This is a genomic window from Sulfuricurvum sp. (assembly GCF_028712165.1).
Lineage (GTDB): Bacteria > Campylobacterota > Campylobacteria > Campylobacterales > Sulfurimonadaceae > Sulfuricurvum.
The window spans coordinates 34,980-59,128 of the sequence record NZ_JAQTQR010000001.1 but is presented as its reverse complement, the minus strand read 5'-3'; the positions used below and the strand labels follow the sequence as shown (position 1 = coordinate 59,128).

At 44.4% G+C, this 24,149-nt stretch carries 22 protein-coding genes; 13 read left to right on the top strand and 9 right to left on the bottom strand.

The window, feature by feature from the left end; translation table 11 throughout:
• The first annotated feature begins 2 nt into the window (after window positions 1–2).
• Window positions 3–566, top strand: a complete 564-nt coding sequence (locus PHP90_RS00245) for a DedA family protein (protein WP_299923437.1) — start codon at window positions 3–5, stop codon at window positions 564–566.
• Here the strand turns inward: PHP90_RS00245 and PHP90_RS00240 are convergent.
• The 8 genes from PHP90_RS00240 to PHP90_RS00205 form a co-directional block, all read right to left on the bottom strand.
• A complete protein-coding gene (locus PHP90_RS00240; protein WP_299923434.1) occupies window positions 563–2,524 on the bottom strand; it encodes a PBP1A family penicillin-binding protein in 1,962 nt (653 codons plus the stop codon). The two genes, PHP90_RS00245 and PHP90_RS00240, sit on opposite strands and share 4 nt — an antisense overlap.
• Before the next feature lie 26 nt (window positions 2,525–2,550).
• Complete coding sequence (locus PHP90_RS00235; protein ID WP_299923431.1) at window positions 2,551–3,249, bottom strand: ATP-binding cassette domain-containing protein; 699 nt, start codon at window positions 3,247–3,249, stop codon at window positions 2,551–2,553.
• A 4-nt stretch (window positions 3,250–3,253) separates the two neighbouring features.
• Entirely contained in the window at window positions 3,254–4,357 is a 1,104-nt protein-coding gene (locus PHP90_RS00230) for a pyridoxal phosphate-dependent aminotransferase family protein (RefSeq protein WP_299923426.1), read from the bottom strand.
• Window positions 4,354–4,899, bottom strand: coding sequence for a septum formation inhibitor Maf (gene maf / locus PHP90_RS00225; protein WP_299923423.1), 546 nt, complete (start codon window positions 4,897–4,899; stop codon window positions 4,354–4,356). Before maf ends, PHP90_RS00230 begins: the two co-directional genes overlap by 4 nt.
• A gap of 4 nt (window positions 4,900–4,903) precedes the next feature.
• The gene (locus PHP90_RS00220; protein WP_299923421.1) at window positions 4,904–5,440 is read right to left on the bottom strand and encodes a hypothetical protein; all 537 of its coding nucleotides are present in this window, start codon (window positions 5,438–5,440) and stop codon (window positions 4,904–4,906) included.
• Window positions 5,437–7,989 carry an alanine--tRNA ligase gene (alaS, locus tag PHP90_RS00215; RefSeq protein WP_299923418.1) on the bottom strand — a complete coding sequence of 851 codons (2,553 nt, stop codon included), beginning with the start codon at window positions 7,987–7,989 and terminating at the stop codon, window positions 5,437–5,439. Before alaS ends, PHP90_RS00220 begins: the two co-directional genes overlap by 4 nt.
• 161 nt (window positions 7,990–8,150) lie before the next feature.
• On the bottom strand, window positions 8,151–8,615 hold the full coding sequence (locus tag PHP90_RS00210; RefSeq protein WP_299923415.1) for an RDD family protein: 465 nt from the start codon (window positions 8,613–8,615) through the stop codon (window positions 8,151–8,153).
• A gap of 46 nt (window positions 8,616–8,661) precedes the next feature.
• The gene (locus tag PHP90_RS00205; protein ID WP_299923412.1) at window positions 8,662–8,895 is read right to left on the bottom strand and encodes a DUF2442 domain-containing protein; all 234 of its coding nucleotides are present in this window, start codon (window positions 8,893–8,895) and stop codon (window positions 8,662–8,664) included.
• A 170-nt stretch (window positions 8,896–9,065) separates the two neighbouring features.
• Between PHP90_RS00205 and PHP90_RS00200 the strand changes: the two genes are divergently transcribed.
• From PHP90_RS00200 to PHP90_RS00190, 3 genes are read left to right on the top strand one after another with little or no spacing between them, the layout of a single operon-like run.
• Window positions 9,066–9,371 carry a DUF4160 domain-containing protein gene (locus PHP90_RS00200; protein ID WP_299923410.1) on the top strand — a complete coding sequence of 102 codons (306 nt, stop codon included), beginning with the start codon at window positions 9,066–9,068 and terminating at the stop codon, window positions 9,369–9,371.
• Window positions 9,368–9,661, top strand: coding sequence for a DUF2442 domain-containing protein (locus tag PHP90_RS00195; protein ID WP_299923407.1), 294 nt, complete (start codon window positions 9,368–9,370; stop codon window positions 9,659–9,661). Before PHP90_RS00200 ends, PHP90_RS00195 begins: the two co-directional genes overlap by 4 nt.
• A gap of 11 nt (window positions 9,662–9,672) precedes the next feature.
• Window positions 9,673–10,383: a hypothetical protein gene (locus tag PHP90_RS00190; RefSeq protein WP_299923404.1), complete on the top strand. Its 711-nt coding sequence runs from the start codon at window positions 9,673–9,675 to the stop codon at window positions 10,381–10,383.
• A 96-nt stretch (window positions 10,384–10,479) separates the two neighbouring features.
• Here the strand turns inward: PHP90_RS00190 and leuA are convergent, their stop codons facing one another.
• Window positions 10,480–12,147: a 2-isopropylmalate synthase gene (leuA, locus tag PHP90_RS00185; RefSeq protein WP_299923401.1), complete on the bottom strand. Its 1,668-nt coding sequence runs from the start codon at window positions 12,145–12,147 to the stop codon at window positions 10,480–10,482.
• Between the two features lie 139 nt (window positions 12,148–12,286).
• Between leuA and PHP90_RS00180 the strand changes: the two genes are divergently transcribed.
• Genes PHP90_RS00180 through PHP90_RS00140 form a run of 9 tightly spaced genes read left to right on the top strand, consistent with a single transcriptional unit; the run spans window position 12,287 to window position 24,148 of the window.
• A complete protein-coding gene (locus PHP90_RS00180) occupies window positions 12,287–17,755 on the top strand; it encodes a LamG-like jellyroll fold domain-containing protein (RefSeq protein WP_299923399.1) in 5,469 nt (1,822 codons plus the stop codon).
• Window positions 17,752–18,396 carry a type II secretion system protein gene (locus PHP90_RS00175; RefSeq protein ID WP_299923396.1) on the top strand — a complete coding sequence of 215 codons (645 nt, stop codon included), beginning with the start codon at window positions 17,752–17,754 and terminating at the stop codon, window positions 18,394–18,396. Before PHP90_RS00180 ends, PHP90_RS00175 begins: the two co-directional genes overlap by 4 nt.
• On the top strand, window positions 18,396–19,232 hold the full coding sequence (locus PHP90_RS00170; protein ID WP_299923393.1) for a prepilin-type N-terminal cleavage/methylation domain-containing protein: 837 nt from the start codon (window positions 18,396–18,398) through the stop codon (window positions 19,230–19,232). The genes PHP90_RS00175 and PHP90_RS00170 overlap by 1 nt, the downstream gene beginning before the upstream one ends.
• On the top strand, window positions 19,232–19,699 hold the full coding sequence (locus tag PHP90_RS00165; protein WP_299923390.1) for a hypothetical protein: 468 nt from the start codon (window positions 19,232–19,234) through the stop codon (window positions 19,697–19,699). Before PHP90_RS00170 ends, PHP90_RS00165 begins: the two co-directional genes overlap by 1 nt.
• Window positions 19,696–20,133, top strand: a complete 438-nt coding sequence (locus tag PHP90_RS00160) for a type IV pilin protein (protein ID WP_299923387.1) — start codon at window positions 19,696–19,698, stop codon at window positions 20,131–20,133. Before PHP90_RS00165 ends, PHP90_RS00160 begins: the two co-directional genes overlap by 4 nt.
• 58 nt (window positions 20,134–20,191) lie before the next feature.
• On the top strand, window positions 20,192–21,655 hold the full coding sequence (locus PHP90_RS00155; RefSeq protein ID WP_299923384.1) for a hypothetical protein: 1,464 nt from the start codon (window positions 20,192–20,194) through the stop codon (window positions 21,653–21,655).
• Window positions 21,652–22,281: a hypothetical protein gene (locus PHP90_RS00150; RefSeq protein WP_299923381.1), complete on the top strand. Its 630-nt coding sequence runs from the start codon at window positions 21,652–21,654 to the stop codon at window positions 22,279–22,281. The genes PHP90_RS00155 and PHP90_RS00150 overlap by 4 nt, the downstream gene beginning before the upstream one ends.
• The gene (locus PHP90_RS00145; protein ID WP_299923378.1) at window positions 22,278–22,631 is read left to right on the top strand and encodes a hypothetical protein; all 354 of its coding nucleotides are present in this window, start codon (window positions 22,278–22,280) and stop codon (window positions 22,629–22,631) included. The genes PHP90_RS00150 and PHP90_RS00145 overlap by 4 nt, the downstream gene beginning before the upstream one ends.
• On the top strand, window positions 22,628–24,148 hold the full coding sequence (locus PHP90_RS00140) for a hypothetical protein (RefSeq protein WP_299923375.1): 1,521 nt from the start codon (window positions 22,628–22,630) through the stop codon (window positions 24,146–24,148). The genes PHP90_RS00145 and PHP90_RS00140 overlap by 4 nt, the downstream gene beginning before the upstream one ends.
• Window position 24,149: the final 1 nt, after the last annotated feature.

The window sequence follows — 24,149 nt, the reverse complement described above, 5'->3', positions numbered from 1 at the left end:
TTATGGATGATATGTTAAAAAACCTCGCGACGTATGGATATGCCGTCGTATTTCTTTATTCTCTCGGTGGAGGGATGGTCGCACTAATCGGCGCTGGAGTTCTTAGTTTTATGGGGAAAATGGATTTATCCCTTTCGATAGCAATCGCTTTTGCTGCCAACTTTATCGGTGATTCTCTCATGTTTTACATGTCTCGTTATCATAAAAAAGAGATGATGGAACATTTCCGTAAACACCGTCGAAAACTGGCTTTTTCGCACTTGCTGCTCAAACGCCGCGGTTCATGGATTATCGTGATCAAAAAATTCATCTACGGTCTTAAAACACTTGTCCCTCTGGCTATCGGTTTAACCAAATACGATTTTTGGAAATTCAGCGCGTATAATGCACTCGGTGCAGTGATTTGGGCGGTTGTCGTAGGGGGAGGAAGCTTTCTTTTCGGAGGAGCGTTAATCGAGGGGTATAAAGTGATAGCGAACAAACCCTATCTTGCACCTCTGATGCTGATCATCATCGGGGCAGGCGTGTGGATCTATCTCTCGCAGGCAACTAAGAAAAAAAGTTAGAATACTAACTTTTCATCCGTTTTCGGAGCCTCTTCCTGAGTTGCATCCGGTGCGGCAGAAGTATCGGTGAAATTCTCACTGCCGTTTTGATCCGTTGGTGCTTGATACACTCCTGCAGGAACATCAAAATAGCGTTTTGTATTAGGATAGATTCGTAATAAATCTTCATAATAATAACGGAAAACAGGCGCTGCTGCCCGTCCACCGGTTTCGCTGCGGCGCATCGGTGTATTGTCATCATGTCCAAACCACACTACCGTTTCGACAGTAGGTGAATACCCTGCGAACCATGCATCAACGTTTTTGTTGGTTGTTCCGGTTTTGCCGGCAATCTCGATCCCTCCAACACGTGCGCCTGTCCCAGTACCGCGAGTAACAACGTCTTTAAGAATCGACGTCATCAAATATATTTGTTCCGGAGTCTCAACCTGACGGCTTTTATTTTCATACCGAAGGGTTTGCCCGGTAGGAGTAAGAACTTCACGTATCAGTATCGGGTTCGTTAAAGCCCCTCCGCTGGCAAACATCGTGTAATATTTTGCCAAATCGATCGGAGAGATGGAAATCGTCCCCAAAGCGATCGAAAGGTCAGGCGGCAGATTTTCTGTAATACCCAAACGTCTCAACCCCTCTGTAACTTTTGAAAATCCCATATCGCTGACCATATTGATCGTCGCCAAGTTGCGAGAATGGGTCAATGCATCACGAATCGTAACCATCCCTTTGTATTCATTCTTATAGTTTTTCGGCTGCCATGTTTTTTCTTCACCGTCATCACCCGCATACGAATAGGTACGAGCGATGTCGGGAACCATCGAAGCCGGAGACATACCGCTGTCCAATGCGACTTGGTAGAGGAAAGGTTTGAACGCCGAACCCGGTTGACGCTTCGCCTGAGTTACACGGTTGTATGGACTCAAAGCGTAATCATACCCTCCGACCATCGCCAAAATCTCTCCGCTGCGCGGGTCGAGACTGATAAGAGCCCCATTCAGCTGACGCTGCATATTTTCATCCAAATCGCCGGCATCCTGTGCTCGTTTGATAATCTCATTACGACCGGATTGAAGAGCCTTGTATCCCGCTTCCTGCAGTCTCATATCGATGGTGGTATAAATTTTATACCCGCCGCTGCGAATATCCGGGAAAGCATCACCCAGTTGGCGCATAACCTCATCGATAATATAAGGACCGGAATTTTTGCTTAATGTATCGTTATAGACTTTCGGGCGCTCTTGCGTCGCTTTTTCATACGTCGGCTGATCAATCCATCCTAACTCATACATTCGCCCGACAACGCGGTTTGCACGTCCCAGACAAAGTTCATAGTTTTTGGTAGGAGAGTAAAAATTAGGTGCCTTCGGTAATCCGACTAGCATCGCTATCTCTTTTAGCGACAACTCTTTGAGTTGTTTGTGAAAATATCCATCCGCCGCTGTTTTAATTCCGTAATAACCATGACCCAAATAGATCTCATTGAAATAACGCTCTAAAATCTGTTCTTTTGTCAATTCCTGCTCGATACGGATCGAATACAAAACCTCTTTGAACTTACGGGAGAATTTTTTCTCGCGGGTCAATAACGTATTTTTAACGAGCTGTTGCGTGATGGTACTAGCCCCCTCAACCAAATGCCCTGAGGTCACGTCTTTGATGATTGCCCGCATAATGGCATCCGGATTGACTCCGTTATGTTCAAAGAAAGTGGTGTCTTCAATAGCCAATAATGCTTCCGTCAACATAGGAGGAATATTAGGATATGAAACATAATAACGATGTTCATCGCTGAAGAGATTGGCGATTTTATTCCCGTTTCGGTCATACACTTCTGTCGTCAAGCGGGGTTGATAGTTGATAAGGCGTTTGGTTTCGTATTCAAAAGAGTAAATAATGTACCCTAAAAAAACGACGGGAATCAGTACAATAATTCCAAGCCCTATCAATATATATTTTTTCATTCTCTTCCTTAGCGGCAGTTCTTCTATCAATGTCTGAATCCTCTGGTTTTAAACTCGGCGTCGATTAACGCTTGGGTATAACTCTCTTTTGGAAAACGGGTTACCTCTTCGATCACCCCTTTCTCGATCATACGCCCTTCGCGAATCACACAAATATCTTCACACAATTCCGATGCCACACCCATATCGTGGGTGACAAACAGCATTTTGAATCCCATTTTATCTTGCAATGTTTTTAACAACGTAATCATAACCTCTTTTGAGGCAGGATCGAGTGCGGTTGTCGGCTCATCCAGTAATAACAGCTTCGGATAAGAACCCAAAGCAATAGCAACAACAACCCGCTGCAACTGTCCCCCCGAGAGCTCAGGGGGAAACCGTTCCAGCAATGATGCATCCAGACCCAAAAGAGAAAACAGTTCTAAACTGCGCTCTTTTGAGAGGAACATTTGATCTTTGATTCGTGTCAACGGCGACAATGCAGTGAACGGATTTTGAGGAACCAGGGCCACCGATTTGCCCAATTTCCACTCAAAATCACACTGCTTTTCAAGAAGAACATTCAAGGATGTATCGGACATCCCCAAAAGGGCCTTTAACGTAAGCGATTTGCCGCTTCCGCTTTGTCCGACCAATGCCAATGAACGCCGAATTTCAAACGATAGATCCACCAGAATTTTATCATTATGGGTGATTTTCAGCCGATCAATCGCAATGATATTCATCGCGTTATTTTACCCAAATCTGTGTTAATCGCTCACATGCCTGAGCCAAAAGAGCTGCATCGATATCAAGCCTCGCAATGAGCCGGAGGATCGCTTTTTTCACCGTCGGCTGACGGATCGCACCGACGTGTATTCCAAGCTCATTTTTTATCTGCTTCTGCAACCGCATTACTTCGTGATTATCCCCGATTTCAATCGGAACAATCAGACCGGCACAGCGGATTCCGAGCGTTTCTAAAATAATGTTTTGTCGAAGCGCAATTTGTTCCCGTAATACTTTAGAATGGCTTTGGATATAGTCCAGCGCATGATGTGCCAATGCCGTATCATAAAGCGAAGGAGCGGTTGCGTAAATGACGTTTTTGGCACGGTTGATCAGATACTCACTGATGTGTTTGGATGAGAGAACATAGGCACCGAAACTTCCGTACGCTTTGCCCAATGTCCCCATTTTGATCATCAGCGGAGTCGGAGCAATACCATAATGATCGAGTATCCCCATCAATGACTCACCGATTACTCCGCTGCTGTGCGCTTCATCCAAAATCAAAATCGCCTTATGCTCTATGGCGAGTTCGATAATCTCACGCGGTACAAGATCACCCCCCATGGAGTAAATCCCCTCAACCGCAACAATCATCCGCTTTGGGCTGTTTTGCAGCAGTAATGTTTTCAATGCCTCTGAATCGTTATGGGGGAAATAGATCACTTCTCCCTCACACATCCGAGCCCCTGCAACGCCGCTGGCATGATATTCCTCATCCATCAGCAGCACGTCGCCTTTGCGTACGAGAGCTTCAATGAGGCCGATATTGGCATTAAATCCGCTCCCCATGACGATCCCTGCTTCAAACCCGTTTGCTTTACATAAAGCCTCTTCAAAAAGAGAGTGAATCGGATGATAGCCGTTAACCAGCATGGAGGCTTTGGGAGCATGATCGCTGTACTGAGAGAGTGTTGCACACGCTTTGATATGAAGCTCTTTATTATGAGCTAATCCCAGATAGTCGTTGGATGCCGCATCAATCAACGTCTCATCCCGAACAGTCCGTTCACGGAAACGGCCGGAACGTTTGAGGGCTTTCAGTTCATTTTCATACGGGTTCATAAAAACGGCTTCAACACTTCGACACAAAGCCCCATCGCGGTACTCTCGAACCCACGTACTTCACGAATATAGGGCTTACAAAATCCCTCTACCATACAGGCACCCGCTTTGCCCTGCCAATCCCCGCTTTGTATATACTGCTCGATCGCATCCGGATTAAACGGATTAAAAAAATAATGGGTAGAAGAGATATCGATCAGTTCAAGGCGGGGAGTTTTATAGATCATACAGGTAATAATAGCGACGTCCGAACCGCTTTGCATCTGCAGGATTTGACGGGCATCGTCTTCATCTTTTGCCTTACGCAAAATCTTTCCGTGAGCCGTAACCACCGTATCGGCGACAAGGAGGGGATAATCACTGCACCCGAACTTTTCCAGATTGACTTTGTATTTTCCGAGTGTTGCCTGATACACAAAATTCTTTGGAGTCGGGGCTATAATAGAGTCCTCATCGAAATCGACCGACTCTTGCAGATAGGAGATACCCGCAGCGTTTAGAAGCTCAGCGCGGGTGATGGAAGCAGAAGCGAGACGCAACATGTATTTAGTGGACGTTTCTTAGGACGACACCGATGAAAATAGCGATTACACCCAGAGCGATATTGACCGGAACCATGTATTTGGCAATCAGTCCAAGCATATTTTTAGCCTCTTCCAGATCGCCTTCACGTAACGCTTTTTCAGCTTTGCGTCGGCGAAACATCATGGCACCAAGATTGATGGACATTATGACCCAAATCGCCTCTTTGATATGAACCGTATTGTATACGCTCATCATGTATTCATTGATTACATTTCCGGAAGCATCCATCGCCGCTGCACGAAATTGAAATCCAACCGCCATCAAAACAGCCGTAACGATCAAAACAATCACAAACGGCCATACAATCGTAAAAAGACGCTTCAAAACATGCGCTGAGCGCTCCAACCGGAGTTTCGGATCAGGGATAAGCGCCAACGACTGATGTACCGCAAAACGGACTGCGATCATTCCGCCGACCCAGATTACGGCACTGATGATATGGAGAAAAATAATTAGATCGCGGTGGTGCGCAAACGTTTCGATTAAAAATTCTTTCATTTGGAAAGTTCCTTCGTAACATACTCGAGTGCCGCTTCTTTGGCATCGCCGATTTTTGTGATATCTTTTCCGCCCGCCTGAGCGAAATCAGGACGTCCGCCGCCCCCGCCTCCGAGGATAGGGGCGATAGCTTTGATCCAATCTCCCGCTTTGAGCGCCGTATTTTTCGCACCGGCTGCCAAAAGAACTTTATCGTCTTTGACTTGGAAAAGGATTACCGCAACCGAATCGTGCTGATTTTTGAGCTCATCGATACGTTCTTTGATATCTCCCGCTGTGAGTTCGGCAACAACAACTGCGGTATTGCCCATCATCGTCACTGTGAGTTCTTCTTTGGTAGAAGAAGCCAATGTTGACATCTCATGTTTGAGGGTTTTCACCTGCTCTTTAAGACGCTCGATCCCTGCCAATACATCGCGGTTTTTAACCGATGCTTCGACCTCTTCGAGAAGATGGCGCTGCGATTTAAAGAGGTTGTACGCCGCATTACCGCATACCGCTTCGATACGGCGTACTCCGGCACTCACACCGCTCTCTTTTACGATTACAAATGTTCCGATAGTTGCCGTGTTATCAACATGGATACCGCCGCAGAACTCAACCGAAGCCGTTCCGAAATTAACAACACGTACGGTATCGCCGTATTTTTCACCGAACTGCGCTTTCGCACCGCTTTTTTTCGCTTCATCGATGCTCATCTCACGAGTCATCCCTTCCAGCGCATGGAAGATATGATAATTGACCCGCTCTTCGACCAAAGCGATCTCTTCGTGAGACATCGCTTTAGGATGGGAGAAGTCAAAGCGGAGACGATTGTGTTCGACCAATGAACCCGCTTGTGAAATATGCTCACCCAAAATCTCATACAATGCAGCATGCAATAAGTGCGTAGCCGAGTGATGTTTTGCAATTTCGTTACGTGAAGGATCGACGATCGCTTCGACCGTATCACCGACACTGATGGTTTCTTTGGTCTCGACGTGTGAAAGATTTAAGCCGTGGAATTTTTTCGTATCGGTAACGACCGCTTTATCGCCGAGGGTTCCGCTGTCACCGCATTGTCCGCCGCTTTCAGCATAAAACGGAGTCTCTTCGAGAAGCACCCAACCGCTTTGGTGTGCATGCAGCTGATCAACACGCTCGAAATTCTCACCCAAAAGGGCTTGAATTTTAACCGGTGCTTTTGTATAGGCGTATCCGATAAACGAGTTCACACCGAATGTTTCGAGAAGGGTTTTAAAATCCCCCTCTACGTGAGCATCCCCTGAACCTTTCCACGCCGCTTTTGCACGCTTGCGCTGTTCAGACATAAGCGTTTCAAACGTCTCCACATCGAGGGAAAGATTTTTCTCTTTTAACATATCTTCGGTCAAATCGAGAGGGAATCCAAACGTATCGTAGAGTTTAAATGCCACTTCTCCGCTGAAAATCTCTTTGGTATTTTTGAGCTCTTCGTTAAAGAGTTCGATTCCCGATGCGATCGTTTTAAAGAAACGTTCTTCTTCGAGCATGATTTGCTCTTTTAGGACGGCAAGTTTTTCAACAATGTAAGGGTATTGTTTCCCCATCAACTCGGCAACGGTGTCGGCAACTTCAAACATAAACGGTTTGGTAAATCCGAGCAAATACCCGTGACGAACCGCACGGCGCAAAATACGGCGAAGCACGTATCCGCGCCCTTCGTTCGAGAAGTTTGTCCCCTGTGCAAGGAGGAATGTAACGGTACGGATATGATCGGCGATAACGCGATATGAAGCACCGCTTGCATATTCATACGGTTTTTTGATGAGAGATTCTACTTTACGGATAATCGGCATAAACAGCGAACTGTCGTAGTTGCTGGTTACCCCTTCGAGTACCGCAGTAGCCCGTTCCAATCCCATACCGGTATCGATCGATGGTTTCGGCAACGGGTTCAACTCGCCTTTGGTATTGCGCTCATACTGCATAAATACGAGGTTCCAGATTTCGAGGAAACGGTCACCGTCTCCCCCCATGTAATCTTCCGGTCCGTTGAAGTGTTCCGCACCCTGATCGATGAAGATTTCCGAACACGGTCCGCACGGCCCAGTATCTCCCATCTGCCAGAAGTTGTCTTTATCCCCAAGACGCATGATGCGATCCGCCGCAATGTGTTTTTTCCAAATTTCTTCGGCCTCGTCATCGCTCTCATGGACAGTAACCCAGAGTTTCTCTTTCGGCAATTTCATCACTTCGGTGACAAACTCCCATGCATAGGCAATCGCTTCCTCTTTGAAGTAATCGCCGAAACTGAAGTTTCCGAGCATTTCGAAAAAGGTATGGTGGCGCGCCGTATGACCGACGTTCTCTAAGTCATTATGCTTGCCGCCGGCACGGATACACGTTTGCGCACTGGTCGCACGAGGATTAGAGGGAATCGGTATATCCCCTGTAAAGATCGACTTGAACGGTACCATTCCCGCATTGGTGAAAAGCAAGGTTGCATCATCGGGAACGAGTGGGGAACTCGCGGCACGTTCGTGTTGTTTTGATTCAAAAAAGGCCAAAAAGGCTTCGCGGACATCCATCATGGTTTACTCACAATACTGGTAAAAATTGCGCGATTATAACGAAGATGGCGTTAAAGAGGAATTAGAAGCGTTCCCGGCTAAGCGGGAATAAAGAAAATGGTTACAAAAACGCCCGATTTAACGTATTGTAGATTGTATTGATCGAAGCGAAAATAATGTTATTTTGAAAACTGAACTTTTTCGGTACGGTTTTTTTGTCTAATCACCACCGTACCCGCTAATTTATCATGCCAACCTTGTTTTTTGCTATCCCAACCTACCCAAAAAAGACCCATCATCAGTGGAATCATGGCAGGAATGTAAGCAAAATATCTCCCGATTGCTTGTCCAAAACTTAGATGCTCACCGGATTGAGCATCGACTACTCGTAATCCAAGGACTAATTTTCCAGGCGTTCCGGCTTTGTTTACCCATAAGATGACAGCAGCAACAAGAGGGAAAATATAATTTATAACTGCATCCGCAGGACCTATTGCTAAGCTATTAGAACTCATTTCCAAATAATCGCTACCGTAGATCATGAATAATAAAGGCCATGCAATCATCAAAAACAAAATAGTATCTATCAAAGTAGCACCCGACCTAATCCAAAATCCTGCATATTCGACTTCTTCGTTTTCCATAATTTTTCCTTTTAATTTGTAGCTGATATTATTAGAAGAGTGAGCGTTAGACGGCTTTTTCGTAGAGTCGTTCAGGTGCGATATCTACTTCACCGTCCCAAACTAATGTCCCGTAATCGATAGTAAAAATTTTAAAATAATCAATGTGCCCGAAATTGGCAAACACTCCACCGCGCTTGGTATATTCTAAAAGATCAACAACACCATGTTTACCGTCTTCGAAAGTCATATCGATTTTGTAATCATGTAAATAATGTGCATCGACAACGGTGTATTTCATTTTACTACTCCTTATTTCAAGGGTTCAATTTTTTCCGGTCTTTGATCGTTTTGAGCTAATTTCAGGCATCGTCAACTTCCTTTTTATCGGTTATTGTAACGATGTGCTATCTGTAGGTGATATTATATTGCATTTTGATATACTTATAGCATCAAGTAAAAGGAGTATATGTGCCCAAAATTTTTGAATATTTAGGGATTTCTATACTTTTTTACAGCAACGAGCACGAACCAGTGCACGTTCACGGCAAATACCAAGGGTGCGAGTCCAAAGCCGAGTTCATTATTATCGATGGTAAAATTTCTAAAATTATTATCAAAGAGGTCAAAGGAAAAAGACCTTTACCATCAAATGAACTTAGAGAGTTCCAAAAATTGGTTGAAACGTTTCAGAGTGAAATTGTCCAAAAATGGATTGATTATTTTGTCTTGCACAAACAAGTTAACTGCATCAAAATAGAAGGAAAAGTAAAATGATTACCGAAGGTCAAATCATAATCATCGAAAACGCTGAGTATATAGACGGATACAAAATTCGTTTGCATTTTAACGATCAAACGACACAAACGATCAATTTTGAAAACTTTATCCGTACCTCCCATAACCCGCACATTGCCAAATATTCTGATTTGGCATTATTTAAAAACTTTTCGATCACCGATGGTGATTTGGAATGGAACGATTACGATTTATGTTTTCCTATTGCCGATCTCTATGAAAACAAAAATATTGGGGATTTTCGAGATAATTCAAACGAAGCGGCGTGAATTTCAATCAAATGAATAAAATTCAAAAAATATTATTTGCAAAAATTCCAACAAGTAGAATTATTAAAATACTGAGAAGTTTTGCCTTAGTTTTGATAATAGTAATTTCCTATTTAATATATCAAACTTGGCAAGAAAATCTATCTTTAATCGGTGCATTAGGCATACTTATATCCGCACTTCTTGCTTCTTATTCTGTTGTTTTGAATATTGAGACTACCGTTAATATAAAAAATCGAGAAATTTCAAATCAAATTAGAAATACATTTTTTCAACTATGTTTAATAAAATCAAGATTAATGTCACTAGAGAATGAAAAATCTAAAGAAAAAATTACCTACCTTGACTTCGATAGAATTCTTGATAGTGTTGAAGATATTTATAAATTATTGACTGAATTGAAAAGTCAAGATATTGTATCAATTACTCACAATGACATCCTTACTAATGTTCATTTTGTATATTTACATATCAACACATTGCATACACATCTTAGGGCAGCTCGAAAAAATTTCTTTAAACCTGAACCTTCGAAAGGTAATGCTCCAATTTATCCAAATCCCATGATCAAAGTTGATTTTAAACTAGATAAAACAATTAAACGTCTTACAAATATTTTGACCTATTTAAAAGATGGCTACAATAAGGATTTTAATAAAGAGGGAAAAGGGATTGAAGCTTGTGCTCATTATGAGTATGGCATGACAAAATTGCATAATTAAGACAAATAAGAATAAATAATGGATTCCCGACCTGATCGGGGATGACGAAGATAAAAATAAATAGATTCCGTGTCAAGCACGGAATGACAAGAAGAATTACGAAAACGCCCGATTCAATGCGCTAAACATCGCTTTGATCGAAGCGACCGTAATATCGTTATCGCACCCGACACCGAAAAATTTCTCCAGACTGTCTGTTTGAATCTCGATATAGGCGACTGCTTCGGCGCTGGAAAGCTCTCCGCGTGAATGCTCAGAGTACGAGAGGACTTTGAAATTATGCGAATATTCCTGCATCAATGCATTTTTGCACGCATCGATAGGACCGTTCCCCTGCCCCTCGCTTCGGATCGTTTTCCCGTTATGGGTGTATTCGAGGACACATTTGACGAGTTTGTCTTTTGCACTCTCCGAAATTACAGAGTAGTCAACAAACTCGATGTCATGCGGTTCGCCGAAATAGGTCTTTTCAAAAATGGCCAAAATCTCTTCGCTGGAGAGTTCGCGCCCCGCTTCGTCAGTCACCTGTTGAACGATGCGCCCGATTTCCGGATGCATTTTTTTCGGAAGCGAGTACTCGAATTTATCTTCGAGGACATAGGCTACGCCCCCCTTGCCCGATTGGGAATTGATTCGGATAATCCCCTCGTAGTTACGCCCCACATCCGACGGATCGATCGGCAAATACGGTACTTCCCAGAATGCGTCCTCTTTGGCTCGTTGATACGCCAACCCTTTGTTGATCGCGTCTTGGTGTGACCCTGAAAACGCCGTGTACACCAACTCGCCGACGTACGGATGACGCTCATGGGTTTTCATATCGGTACACTCTTCGACAACCCGAACAACCGTCTCCAAATCGCTGAAATCCAATTCCGGATCAACCCCTTGGGTGTACATATTAAGCGCCAACGTGATGATATCGACGTTTCCGGTGCGTTCGCCGTTAGAGAGCAACGTCCCCTCGACACGATCGGCACCCGCCAACAAGGCAAGTTCCGTCGCGGCAACCGAGGTTCCGCGGTCATTATGGGTATGGGTCGAGATCAATACGTGCTCGCGATTCGTCAAATGACGGCTCATCCACTCGATCTGATCGGCATAGACGTTCGGTGTCGCCATCTCGACCGTTGCGGGGAGATTGATCACGACTTTGCGCTCAGCGCTGATTCCCCATCGATCGGTCACGGCGTTACAGATACGGGCGGCAAATTCAAGCTCCGTACCTGTAAAACTCTCGGGAGAATATTCGAGCATGATCTCGCCGTCGTGCTTGGCCACACGGGCTTTGACCATATCGACACCCTCTAATGCCAATGCGATAATCTCATCCTGTTCTTTTCCAAAGACGATCTTACGCTGCGCCACCGACGTCGAGTTGTACAAATGGACGATCGCTTTTTTGACCCCCGCAAGGGCCTCGAACGTTTTGTCGATCAAGTGTTCGCGCGCTTGAACGAGGACCTGAACCGTAACGTCATCGGGAATCAATTTTTGCTCGACCAAGGTGCGCAAGAAATCAAATTCGACCTTCGAGGCGGAAGGAAATCCCACTTCAATATTTTTAAATCCGAGTTTCAGCAAGAGTTTGAAAAGAGAAAGTTTTTGATCCAAATTCATCGGGGTGATCAACGCCTGGTTTCCGTCGCGAAGATCGACACTGCACCAGATAGGGGCGTGCGTGATGGTACGAGATGGCCAAATACGATTTGGCAAATCAACTTGTGGATAAGGGCGATATTTGCCCGCGGATGCGTGTTTCATACGAAACTCCTATAATAATCTCTTCTCATTGCCCTTGCTGAGTGCAAATGAGTGGCGTGATTATAGCGAAAAGGGCTTTTATCCGTATAATTGAGTCAATTTGTATTATAATAATATCAGGTTGGAGAAAGGGGAGCAAATGTATCTAAAAATTATTATTTTTACACTTTTGTTTGCTTTTAATCTCCTCCATGCCGCAACTCTCAGTTTAGAGAGCGGTGCGGTCTCCATCGATAATTCCGAAAATGCGGCGACCTGCCAAAACTTCCGCCAAACCTATTCCCAGCCTCCTGTCGTATATATGATGATGGATAACAGCGGGAATAATAATGCCATTATCAAACTGACCAATGTAACGACGACCGGATTCTGCGCGAAAGTTATGGAAAGTATTTATGAAGACGGCCCCCATGTCAATGTCCCGGCCTATTACGTTGCAATCCCCGTAGGGGTATATCGGCTGCCCGATGGAACCAAAGTTGAGGCCGGTATTAAAACAATTTCCAATGTGGTAAATGACGATCGAATTTCCAACAGCTGGACAACCCTCACGTTCAGTCATGCCTACAGCCAACCCCCTTCGGTCATCACCCAATTACAGACAATGAATAATGAATTGCCCTCAGGAAATACCCCCACAGGCAGAGGAACAACCAATAATGCCATCTCTATTCCATGGGTTACCGAAACCATTAACAACATTACCTCTTCTTCAGCACAAATTGCTTTAGATAAAAGCCACTTTATTGAAACCGGAATATCAATCACCCAAAGCGAAAAAGTGGGCTACTTCGTCATTGAGAGTAACAAATTTGGCAGTTTTACCGCAACCGATACTGGTACAAATCCCGTCTATTACCAAACCTTTCTGACCGGAAATGTCTTTGGAGGATACGATCAAACCTGCCGAACTATCTCTATCAACAACGCCTTTCCGACAAGCAATTATCTCTTTATTGCTTCCAAAGCGATCAATAACGCTTCATATGGCGGCTGGTTTCGAAAATGTGCCGAAACCAGCCGTAATATTGGTCTTGTGATAGACAGTAAACGGGCAAAAGGATCCGGTAAAATTTCAGGGAACAAATGGGCCTGGTCCGGAAGTCCTGATTATGGGCTATCGACACGCGACCATCCGTTAGCACCTGCCTCGATCGCTGTATTCAGCCGATCTTTTGACCTTAGCCGAGTGGTGAACGATGCCAATCTCAGCGTCAGTGCCTCCATACAGCCCTCAATCGTCATGGAATCAGAATCGCTTACAATGGATGTAAACGTCTCCAATAAGGGACCAGATTCTGCTCCAAATACGGTTCTTTCACTTTCGCTTCCGAGCGGAATGACGTTTCAACAACTTACCAACGGAGCAGTAAATTGGAGCTGTACACAAAACACCACTGCACTTGACTGTAATCTGACAACCGGAGCGTTAGCCACTAATACCACCAGTATGCTATCGCTCAAGTTTTCGGCTCCTGCGGTAGCGTCACTCTATACTGTGAACGTTTCTGCTGCATCCGATGGTCTTGATGATGACGGAGCCGGAACAACCGCACAGTTTCAAGTCTATAATTTACTTGTCGATGATGATAAAGTCGAATGTCCCACTGCATCGTTTACAACCATCTCAGCCGCACTTGCGAAAGCTACGGCAGGAGACACTGTCCAAATTTGTAAAGGAACGTATACAGAAAACAATCTAGCCATTACCCAAAACAATCTTACCCTGCAAGGCTACAGCGGTAACCGTGACGATGTTATGATCAATACTGCTTCATCCGCGGGACTCACGATAAAAGCATCCGATGCAACTATAAAAAATCTTTCTATTGCATCAACAGGAACTTCGAATTACGGAATTACGGATAATTGGCAAGGAAGCGGTTCGCACACCTTTCAAAACCTTTCTGTTTCTGCACAAACAGATAGTATTTATCTCGGTCAAAATTCTTTAAACAACACTTTTTCCAATCTTGCTATCTCTTCCTCTTCAGGTAAAGGAATTACGTTAGCTTACAACGCATCAGGCAATCATATTTTTTCAAATATATCCATACAATCCTACGATAACGGTATCGATATCGCACATTCAGGAACTTTGAATATGAGCGATATCAATATAACCTCCACAAACGGAATAGGTATTAATGCATCCTCTGGGATAACCCTGCTGCAAAACTTTAATATCACTGCCAAAACCTACGGTGTAAACGCCGTTTTTGGTCAGGATTCTACAATCAGACAGGGGTTCATTGCGACGACAAATAATAACGGCATCAATCTAAGCTGGGGAAGTGCGCACATTCTTTCGATCAAAGACACTGTTATCTCTGCGGGAGGGACAGGTATCTATATTCCTGTTGCATCGTCAGCTACTATCGATCATGTCTGTATCACGGCTGCAACGTACGGCATCAAAACAGATTGGAATGCTCTCAATGTTACCATCAAAAATTCGAAATTCACCAACAATACCAATAACGCCGTCAATATCGATTCTGACCCGTCACACAATGCCATAGTAACCAATAACTGCTTCCGAACTTCTCCGTTCGCGTACCGCAACAATACGGCACATACCTTCAACGGTAACTCTTGGAACGGAATAGCGCCTAGCGGCTATGACAACTCTCCTCTCTCTTCCTGTCCGATCAACGCATGCTATTCTCCGATTCAAACAGCTGCCGAATACCGAATGGATGAATGTGCTTGGAACGGAACCAATGGAGAAGTAATCGATAGTAGCAATAGTTACTATAATGCAACTCCCAAAAGTGACAATGGAACCATTATTCCGCAGGTTTCTGCACAAATTATCAATAATGGAGCTCTTTTTACCCGAACCAATAAACAATACATCCAACTTCCGACCCTCTCTCAAAATCAACCCAATTTCAATGACGGTTTTACGGTAACGACGTGGGCTAAATTTTCTAGTGCAGGATCATGGGAACGAATCTTCGATTTTGGAAATGGAACCAATCTCAACAATATCTTTTTAGGGAGACAAGGGACGACGAATAATCTAGTGTTAGGTATTCATGACCCCGGTGCTGACAATTATTTGGTAGCTTCCAATGCGATTTCAGATACCAATTGGCATTTTTGGGGAGCTACCTGCAACGGTAGCGGAGGATGTAAACTCTACAAAGACGGAGTTATGATAGCTCAATCTACGACAATGAAGATACCTGCAAACGTCGCACGGACCAAAAATTACATCGGAAAAAGTAACTGGAGTGCTGATGCCTATCTCGAAGGCGGTGTTGATGAATTCAAAGTTTTTGATGCCACCTTGTCTGATTCAGAGATTTTAAATATCTATACCAACGAAAATAGTAAAAATAATTATGACGGAACCGCACGAACACTTCCATGTTGCTGTCTTCCGACCGGAGGCAACCTCATCGCCAATCCGAGTTTTGAAATTCAGTGTAATTCGAATATTGTACAAACCTGGGACGGCGTTGCCGGTGGAACCGTTCATTTGCGGGACGGCCTTTGCGGATGGAATGTCGCTTACTATTTAGAAACATGGGAAAACACTACTGCCCCGGCAGCCAGCGATGGCACCATCTTTACTGAAATCGATGGTAATGGCGGTCAAGTCGATAAAATATGGCAAACACTCGATACAGTTGCAGGGACAAACTACATCATTTCGTTTGATTATCGAAAACGGGACACTTCCCACAGCGATGTCATAATCGCCAAATGGAACGACGTTGCTGTGACGCAAGTCGAAGGAAATACTGCCGGATGGCAAACCGCGCAAATACAGGTCACCGGAACTGCCGGAATAGATAAAATTTCTTTTGAAGAGCCTTCATCATCCGATGACGGATACGGTAGCTGGATTGATAATATCCGTGTTGAGCAAGGGACACTGGTTACAGAGTGTACTTCATTCAAATATGAACCCTACCACAGCTATGATACGACTCTAACTCCTTCTTATCGGCTTCAAACCCGTATTGCAAATCAACCATTTGACGTGAATGTAACCGTTGCCTGTGCCGATAGCGGTACTATTCCCTCACGAAAAATCAAGAATATTTATGCAATCGACGCCTTGGCTGCCTCATGCAACGCTACTACCCCAAAATTATTCACCCTCCTATCCAACGGTGCATATGATATCAACGAAACCAACAGAGTCATTACTATTCCTAATCTAAACATCGCCAAAGCTTACTCCAATATCAAACTCATGATTGAGACCAATTCCAGTGAATTATATTGTTCAAGCGATAGTTTTGCTATTCGTCCTCCTTCATTTGGTATTACCTCGCCGACAGGATCGACTAAAGCTGCTGATTTTACGTTACAAATCTCTGCACTCAATAGCGGAACCGGATACAACGGCACAGCAAATGTGACGACGGAACTTCAAGTACCAAATCCAAATTGTCCTGTATCAAGCGGATTTTTAAAATCAAGTATAAGTCCGACTGAGCCGTTTTCGCTTCTCTTTCAAAATGACAATAATTCATCAACGGCAAAAGCAACCGATGTGGGGATAATTTACCTCAATACAAAAGACACAACATGGACTACTATAGACCGGAGCAATGATTGTATCGTTGATAGCAATACGACTACAATGAACGCTCAAGGGCTGCTCGGGTGCAACATTGAAAACAATCTCTCGTTGAACATTACACCGGATCATTTTGACGTCAATGCAACCCTCTCAAATTTCGGAGGCGGATTTACCTACCTCTCAAATGATCTCAATATGTCGGCACAGCTCGGCCTCATCATCACCGCCAAAAATGATGAAAATATCACCACCCAAAACTATACGGAAGGGTGTTATTCCAAAGATACGACAGTGACACTTCTACACTCTGTTATTCCTGACCCTCTCAGCAAAATTCTCTATTCTGAAGCGTTAAGCGGCGTAAATTCCAATGTACTCAAAGGTGATCCGTGGATACTAACCTTCAATAACGGATTATTTAATAATGGTACCGTAACCCCCAATATAGAGCTAAATTTTGATCGAAACGAGACAAAACCTCTAAACCCGTTTTATTTTACTGTTACTTCGGCAACCGCTACCGATCCCGATACCGCTGGAACTGGCACACCGTTGGGAAGCGCTCACTTTGTCTACGGCCGTGTCCGTGCATACGATATTGCTACCAATATTTCACCTGTTGATGTGCCAATAGAATTTGAAGTCTACAGTACCACCTCCGGCGGTTTTGTCAGCGGTATGCCTCAAAATATTCTCCATTGGTACCGAAACCTAAATCATGACGCCGCCAATCAGGGGAATGTGATCCAAGGAGGCTTTAGTGCAGGAACCTCTAATAGCAATATCGATGTCACCACAGCACCCCAAGAGGGGATACAAATCATAAAAGTCACCTCAACCGCCGATCAAACCGTCCATTTGGACATTAGCAAATGGCTGTGGTATTCTTCGACATACGGTTATCTCTATTCGGGAACATGTACCCAACACCCATGTTTCAAATACGACTATACAAATGCCAATGCAGGAGTTACCGGAGTAAACAGCGGTACCTTTAACGGAAGTGACTTTGAAATGACCCCTGCTAAAAATATCACCAATAAAGGGGTAAAACTCTTTCGATGAGAAAAGGTCTCACACTGATTGAACTGATATTGTCGATGGTGATCATCGGGATCGTATTTACCGTTATTCCCAGATTAATCATGTCGATGAACCAAAGCACCCAAACAACGATCAAAGAAGAGGCGATGTACGATGCAATGGCGCAGATGGGGCTTATCATCAATCTGCCGTGGGACAACAACAACACCCAAAATCCTCAAATCCTAAACGTCAATGCGGGAAATCCGGCCTACGATTGCAATCTCACTTCCGGTTACCGAATCGGAGGATTCGTAGGAGGACGCAACTGTATCGAAACCACGGCTTACAATGCCGGTCCTATAGGAAAAGAAGATGCGGAAAGTAACGATATCGACGACTATCACGACACCAATCTCACTGCCGATAAAAATTGTTCCTCGACGCTTAAAAAAGGGCTCTTTGCAATCGGAACAACCGTACTCTATGTTGATGATCCCGCAGCAACCGGAACCGCTGTCCTAAGCACCAATCCCAAAGCGGCAAATCAAACCTCAAATACCAAATACATCCTCGTTAGGGTCGGATACGGCAGCGATAGCCAGCACAAAGGGTGTATCGCCTCACTGCAATACCATTCATTTAATATCGGAAATATTCAGATCAATTCGAGGAACTGGTAATGCGGCGCGCTTTTACCCTGATTGAGATCATCATCACGATTGCCATTACGGGAATCCTCTCTGTCGGTATGTTTAAAGCGTTTGAGGCGATTACCCTTCGCAGCGAAAAAGCCAAAATACTCACGACGCTCTCCATCGACTCCCAAAGTGCACTTGATCAAATCAGTATCCTCCTTTATAACCGTGCTCCGATGTCGGTTGTCGGCTTTAATGAATCAGATTCGCGTCCTTATTTGCCCCTTTCCGAAACCGTTAATAAAAAAATTATTGAATGGTACGGATTAGCTTCCGAAAGTTATCTGGCACATGATTACAGTGGTTTTATTGACATGGACGCATCTTTAAAACCGACCCTTTCATCTCCCAATACCGATTTAACGGCTGTACTCGCAACCGAACAAGATAAATGGGGAAGCTCATTTGCCTTATCAGACATGGTTCTGATTTTTTCAGGTTCGTTTGATGAAGGTATTCGACATGACTATAATATTACCGCCAGTGCGGTTAATACCATCACCTTGAGCGGAACCCCTCCGGATATCATTTATGAAAAATACAACCTTGTTGATTCTGCCTATGCCGTAACTCGAAAAGAGGATGCTTCATCATGCGCCAAAACATCCGCGTTCAATAATGATACCCTCCTGCTCTTTTATAACTACCGCCCATGGAAAAATCAAAATTTTTGCGATGGAAATGTCAGTGTTTTGGCTACTAACGTCAATGCCTTCCGTGCCCAAATGATAAACGGTACGATCCGCCTCGCCATCGATACCAACCGCACCGTTCGCGGAGGCAATCCGGTACGATTATCCAAACAAAAGGTGGTTTTCTAATGCGCCGCGCATTCGGCCTGTCTCAAGTGCTTCTCATCATCCTCTTCATAGGAGGGATTGTCACCATCACTATGCGCTATGCTTCATTGGGAGCCAAACATTACGCCGACAGCTATACGAGAGAACAGGCCGAGCTGTTTTTACAAAGTGCGACCGAAGCGGCACTGCTGCATATCAGTGGATATAATCGTCAAATCAACAACACCTGTATCCCTGTCATCTCCGTCGATTCACCGGATGGACGCTTTCATGCCGATATCGATGTTACTAAATATTATCTGTTTCAAGGCAAAGACAACAATGGGTCAACATGGAACTGCAATCGTATCGTATCGATAGATACCCCTGAATCACACGGCATGATCGACATGACGGTCGTAGTCACGTCTCAAGATCCGAAATTAAATCCATCCCTAAAACTCGGAAACAAAGTCCGTCTGGAACGAAGGAGTTTGCAACGCCCATGAAAAATGGTTTCACCCTCATTGAGTTGATTTTTGTCATTGTCCTGATCGGTGTCCTCAGCGGTATCGGGTTTTATATGAGCCGTCCCGATTACACCCGACAGGATGCTCAGTATACCCTTCTCAAACTCAAAGAGGCGCGCTACCGTGCGATGGGAAATAACGCCCTCGATCCCTCAGGATGTGTCACCCTCACCCCATCTGCTCTCTCAAGTGATGAGGCTCCGAAACATGAAATTAAATCTGTCATAACCATGGTACCTAATGTAACAACCGTCTGTTTTGACGGTACAGGCCGTCCACACGATGGCAATTCGGTAACATTAAGTACATTGATCCGATCCGATTTAAACATATTTTTTAACAATGGTGATAAAAACAGCACTATTCGTCTCTTTAGTGGAACGGGATATGCTATAATCCCCTGCAATAACTGAAATTTTAATTTTAATTTTACCGTTTTACAGTAGCAACAAAAACGCGGCAAGCAGGGCAATGGAAAACCAAAAAATCCTTTTCATAGAACACGATCGGATCCGTACCTACCATGATGGTGTTCTGAGTGAAGGCTCTTCTCGTGAACTCAAAGAGTTGCCGTCGGGTTCTATCATCCCTCTTACACTGCTCAATACCCATACTCTTAAACTTTCCGATCGTCTCAGTGATAATGAACTGCGAATTCAGGTTGAAATTCGGATGTTCGAAGAGGGAAATTTAAACAGCGACGAAGAGTACACGATCGATTTTATCCGCCATACGATCGCTGCGGATGACAGTATCCTCGTCGAAGTCTTTGCCCTCTCCCATACCAAAGCGCATGAGTATTTCGCGGACTCCCTCTCCAAATGCGGCGCAATCGATCAGATTATCCCGGGATTTATAGTCTATCACTCGCTCTATCCTCAACTAAATGCCAAAAATGATCTGTTTATCTATTGGGGCGACGAAGAGGCGTATGCAGCAATTTATCAAGAGGGACGTTACATTGCCCATCGCAGTATTGAAACACTCGCTTCTATTGCAGTTGAGACAGGACTCGATTTACCGAAACTCAAAAGCTTCCTCCATACCAAAGGGCTCATCGAAGAAAATTATGCCCCCGATGAACTGAACAAATATATCCTTCTCCAAGATCGGATTGCTAAAAACATCGAAAGAATCGTCCACACGATCAATCATAAAAGAGGACTTTTCGGACTCAGCGGGATCGATAACGGTTATCTCGATTTCGAGGGGGCAAGTATTCCCGGATTGGAGAGTATTTTTAACGCCTATGGTGTCAGTGACATCCGTGTTTCCGCACTTACACGCGAAGGTAGTGCTCCGATAGATATTCATGATGCACTGTGCGGCGATTATTTCCTCTCTACCAAAGAGAATGCGCTCAACCTCTCCCCATACCCTCGTAAAGCTCCGTGGTATTATCGAGAAAGCGGCAAATTTTTAGGACTCGTCGGCGGCGCTCTGCTCATTGTTCTGATCTCATCACTCTGTGTCGGATGGATGAGCAGCAACGAAGAAGATCGCCAAAACGAGCTTAGCGCTCAGTTGGAAACGCTCAAGCATGAGACAACAGAGCTCTCCTCTACTCTCAAACAAAACAATGCCCGACTCCAAGAACAGCAGAATAAAAGCAAAACACTCCAAGAAGAAATTGCTCTCTACCACGGAGCCGAAGAGACAGCTGCTTTGATTCACGATATGCATGCCGCACGTCAGCAGTTTCTTTTCGATACGACTGCCGAATTGGGACGTTACCGACTCGGTACACTGCTGATGGAACAAAACGGTTCCAAAGAGATGAGTCTCCTCGTCGTTTCCGACTACCGCAAGCGTGATGACATTGCCAAACTTATGAGCGGGCTCTACGCGAGAGGGTACCAAAATGTCGAGACCCATGAGATCAAGCTGGACACTAACACAACTACGTACAGCAGCCTTGTAAAGGTAACGCGATGAACGATTTAGACGTACAGCTCGATAACCTGGATGAGCAGCTCTTAGGGTATAACGCTCAGCAAAGATGGCTCATCTATATCGGCAGCGCCATCGGTATTTTAGTGATGGGATGGATGTTTTACCTCTCAGACGCACTGGATGAATTAACATCTTTACAAGAACAAAACACACTTCTGGTAAAACAGATTAGTGAAAACTCTCCGGATGCCTATCGGGCAAAAATCGCTCAAAGTGCCAATGCACTGATTAAAGAAGAAGCACATACCGCTTCGCTCGAAGATGAGAAACAGGCTTTGTTAGTCCAAATGGCTGCATCTCAAGGCCTTGTTTTCGATAATCGACGTTACGCCGCGATGCTTGACCTTCTGCTGGAACGTTCCGTCAGACTTGGCCTTAAAGTTGAGCTCATGGAGTCGGTAGATACCGATAAAGTGTTCTTCGGCAAAGTAAAACAGTACAAAAAACTCACAATCACCGGAACAGGAAGTTTCCCTGCCATTGCCGACTTTTTGACCTTTATTGAGGGGCAAAACACCCTTGTGGAAGTGCAAAGCGTACAAATCCGTTCCGATGAAGAAAAACCCCGTTTTGAAGCGGTCATCCTCTATATGGGAGTCGGTTTATGAGACGAATTCCGATCTGCCTCTTGTTATGCCTAAGCGGATCGCATCTGCTGCACGCACAAATGTATGATCCGTTTATTAAAACCTCAAAACCGAAATCTGCAGCACTTAACACTCTGCTTCCTCCACCTCCTATGATGAAGGTGCCTGAAATTCCCCCTACCGTTGTCACTGCAGTCATGAATAACAAAGCCTTCATCAACGGCGCATGGTATCGTGTCGGCGATCATGTCAACAATCAAGAAGTCGCGTATATTCAAAACAATTTCGTCGGTTTAAAAGAGGGAAATCGCCTGAATATGATCAGCGTCAGTTCTACCCGACATGTACTCGGTATAAAGGATACTCCATGAAAAAAATATTTTTACTGCTTTTACTGCTTTTTTCTCTGCTCCAAGCCAAAGAGTGTGAAGACAAACGCTTTAGCCTCAGTGCCTATCAAAATCGGGGATCGGCGCTTACCCTCATGGATCTTATACGCGATGTTGCACAGACATGCCATATCAGCGTTGTTTTCGAAGATCAAAAAGCAAAAGAGCGTCTATCTCGGCCTCTTGATATGGTCAATATCCAAGACTATACCGTTGCGGAACTTTTTGGTTTTATTTTTGATGATCATAACCTTTTTTATACCTATGATGAAGACAAAGGGATAGTCCGCGTCTCTTATACCAAAACCGTCAACCTCAATGTCGATTACATCAATATTTCACAGCTCACTACCGAATCGACTAAATCGATCACCGTTGGTCCGGGAGCTAATACAGCTGTCAACTCAAATAATGGAACAAATGGTTTTAATAGTAATTCATCTTCCTATAGCGGATCTTCTTTAGGAACAAACAATTCCAATAGCGGTTCCAATACCGATTATACCAATGTTCATGCTCTATCAAAATTCACGCTATGGGATCAGATGCGTGAGCATATCCAACAAATTCTGCAAGTTGATGAAGAGTACAACGAAGCGATCAACAAAGCTCTGGTAAACCGTGATGCCGCCGTCGTCACCATCACCGGAAACAAACGCCAAATCGATGCTGTCCAGCGCTACCTGACAAAACTTGAATCACGCATGCATGCGGAAGTGATGATCGAAGCGCATCTCATCGAACTCACCTACAATGACTACAACACAACCGGAGTCAACTGGAGTGATTTCAGTCTGTCCCTAAAAGGCAATTATGCCAACAGTTATAACAACATGGGTGTCGCCCATCCGGTTTACTCTTTCGGGGTTAATTTTGATCCGTTAGGTCTCATCGATTTCCTTAGCCGATACGGAGATGTTGAAGTTCTTTCCAACCCTAAAATTTTGACACTGAGCAATCAGCCTGCCGTTATAAACGTCGGAAAACAGCTCAGCTATCTCTATCAAAACGGTTCAATCTCTGCGGCAAATACGCAAACTCTAGCCACAACAACAAATACCCTAGGGTCGGTCTTCGTCGGCCTCACACTCAATATTATCCCCGAAGTCACAGAAGACGGCTACATCGTTATGCGGATCAATCCGGTCACCAGCGAATTGCTCGGTGAGGATCTAAATGCCTCAACCGCTATGGGATCAAGCGATATTGGCAATAGCAATCGAACAATGCCGCCGGATACACGCGTCAAACAAATGACCTCGATCGTTAAAGTCAAAGATGCCCAAAAAGTTCTTATCGGCGGCCTGATCGAGAAAAAAACCTATAATTATGATAATAAAGTCCCTGTATTGGGAGACATCCCGTTACTTGGCCGACTTTTCCACGGTTCGACCGCATCTACACGTAAAAGTGAACTCTTTATTCTAATCACTCCGACGCTGGTGAAACCGGATGCTTTCCCTTCCATCGACGACGCAATTCTAAAACGGTTTAACTGAT

Bases quoted from the DNA above. Each gene is read 5' to 3' on its own strand.
- PHP90_RS00245 (WP_299923437.1), top strand. From the start codon at position 3: ATGGATGATATGTTAAAAAACCTCGCGACGTATGGATATGCCGTCGTA.
- PHP90_RS00240 (WP_299923434.1), bottom strand. From the start codon at position 2,524: ATGAAAAAATATATATTGATAGGGCTTGGAATTATTGTACTGATTCCC.
- PHP90_RS00235 (WP_299923431.1), bottom strand. From the start codon at position 3,249: ATGAATATCATTGCGATTGATCGGCTGAAAATCACCCATAATGATAAA.
- PHP90_RS00230 (WP_299923426.1), bottom strand. From the start codon at position 4,357: ATGAACCCGTATGAAAATGAACTGAAAGCCCTCAAACGTTCCGGCCGT.
- maf (WP_299923423.1), bottom strand. From the start codon at position 4,899: ATGTTGCGTCTCGCTTCTGCTTCCATCACCCGCGCTGAGCTTCTAAAC.
- PHP90_RS00220 (WP_299923421.1), bottom strand. From the start codon at position 5,440: ATGAAAGAATTTTTAATCGAAACGTTTGCGCACCACCGCGATCTAATT.
- alaS (WP_299923418.1), bottom strand. From the start codon at position 7,989: ATGGATGTCCGCGAAGCCTTTTTGGCCTTTTTTGAATCAAAACAACAC.
- PHP90_RS00210 (WP_299923415.1), bottom strand. From the start codon at position 8,615: ATGGAAAACGAAGAAGTCGAATATGCAGGATTTTGGATTAGGTCGGGT.
- PHP90_RS00205 (WP_299923412.1), bottom strand. From the start codon at position 8,895: ATGAAATACACCGTTGTCGATGCACATTATTTACATGATTACAAAATC.
- PHP90_RS00195 (WP_299923407.1), top strand. From the start codon at position 9,368: ATGATTACCGAAGGTCAAATCATAATCATCGAAAACGCTGAGTATATA.
- PHP90_RS00190 (WP_299923404.1), top strand. From the start codon at position 9,673: ATGAATAAAATTCAAAAAATATTATTTGCAAAAATTCCAACAAGTAGA.
- leuA (WP_299923401.1), bottom strand. From the start codon at position 12,147: ATGAAACACGCATCCGCGGGCAAATATCGCCCTTATCCACAAGTTGAT.
- PHP90_RS00180 (WP_299923399.1), top strand. From the start codon at position 12,287: ATGTATCTAAAAATTATTATTTTTACACTTTTGTTTGCTTTTAATCTC.
- PHP90_RS00175 (WP_299923396.1), top strand. From the start codon at position 17,752: ATGAGAAAAGGTCTCACACTGATTGAACTGATATTGTCGATGGTGATC.
- PHP90_RS00170 (WP_299923393.1), top strand. From the start codon at position 18,396: ATGCGGCGCGCTTTTACCCTGATTGAGATCATCATCACGATTGCCATT.
- PHP90_RS00165 (WP_299923390.1), top strand. From the start codon at position 19,232: ATGCGCCGCGCATTCGGCCTGTCTCAAGTGCTTCTCATCATCCTCTTC.
- PHP90_RS00160 (WP_299923387.1), top strand. From the start codon at position 19,696: ATGAAAAATGGTTTCACCCTCATTGAGTTGATTTTTGTCATTGTCCTG.
- PHP90_RS00155 (WP_299923384.1), top strand. From the start codon at position 20,192: ATGGAAAACCAAAAAATCCTTTTCATAGAACACGATCGGATCCGTACC.
- PHP90_RS00150 (WP_299923381.1), top strand. From the start codon at position 21,652: ATGAACGATTTAGACGTACAGCTCGATAACCTGGATGAGCAGCTCTTA.
- PHP90_RS00145 (WP_299923378.1), top strand. From the start codon at position 22,278: ATGAGACGAATTCCGATCTGCCTCTTGTTATGCCTAAGCGGATCGCAT.
- PHP90_RS00140 (WP_299923375.1), top strand. From the start codon at position 22,628: ATGAAAAAAATATTTTTACTGCTTTTACTGCTTTTTTCTCTGCTCCAA.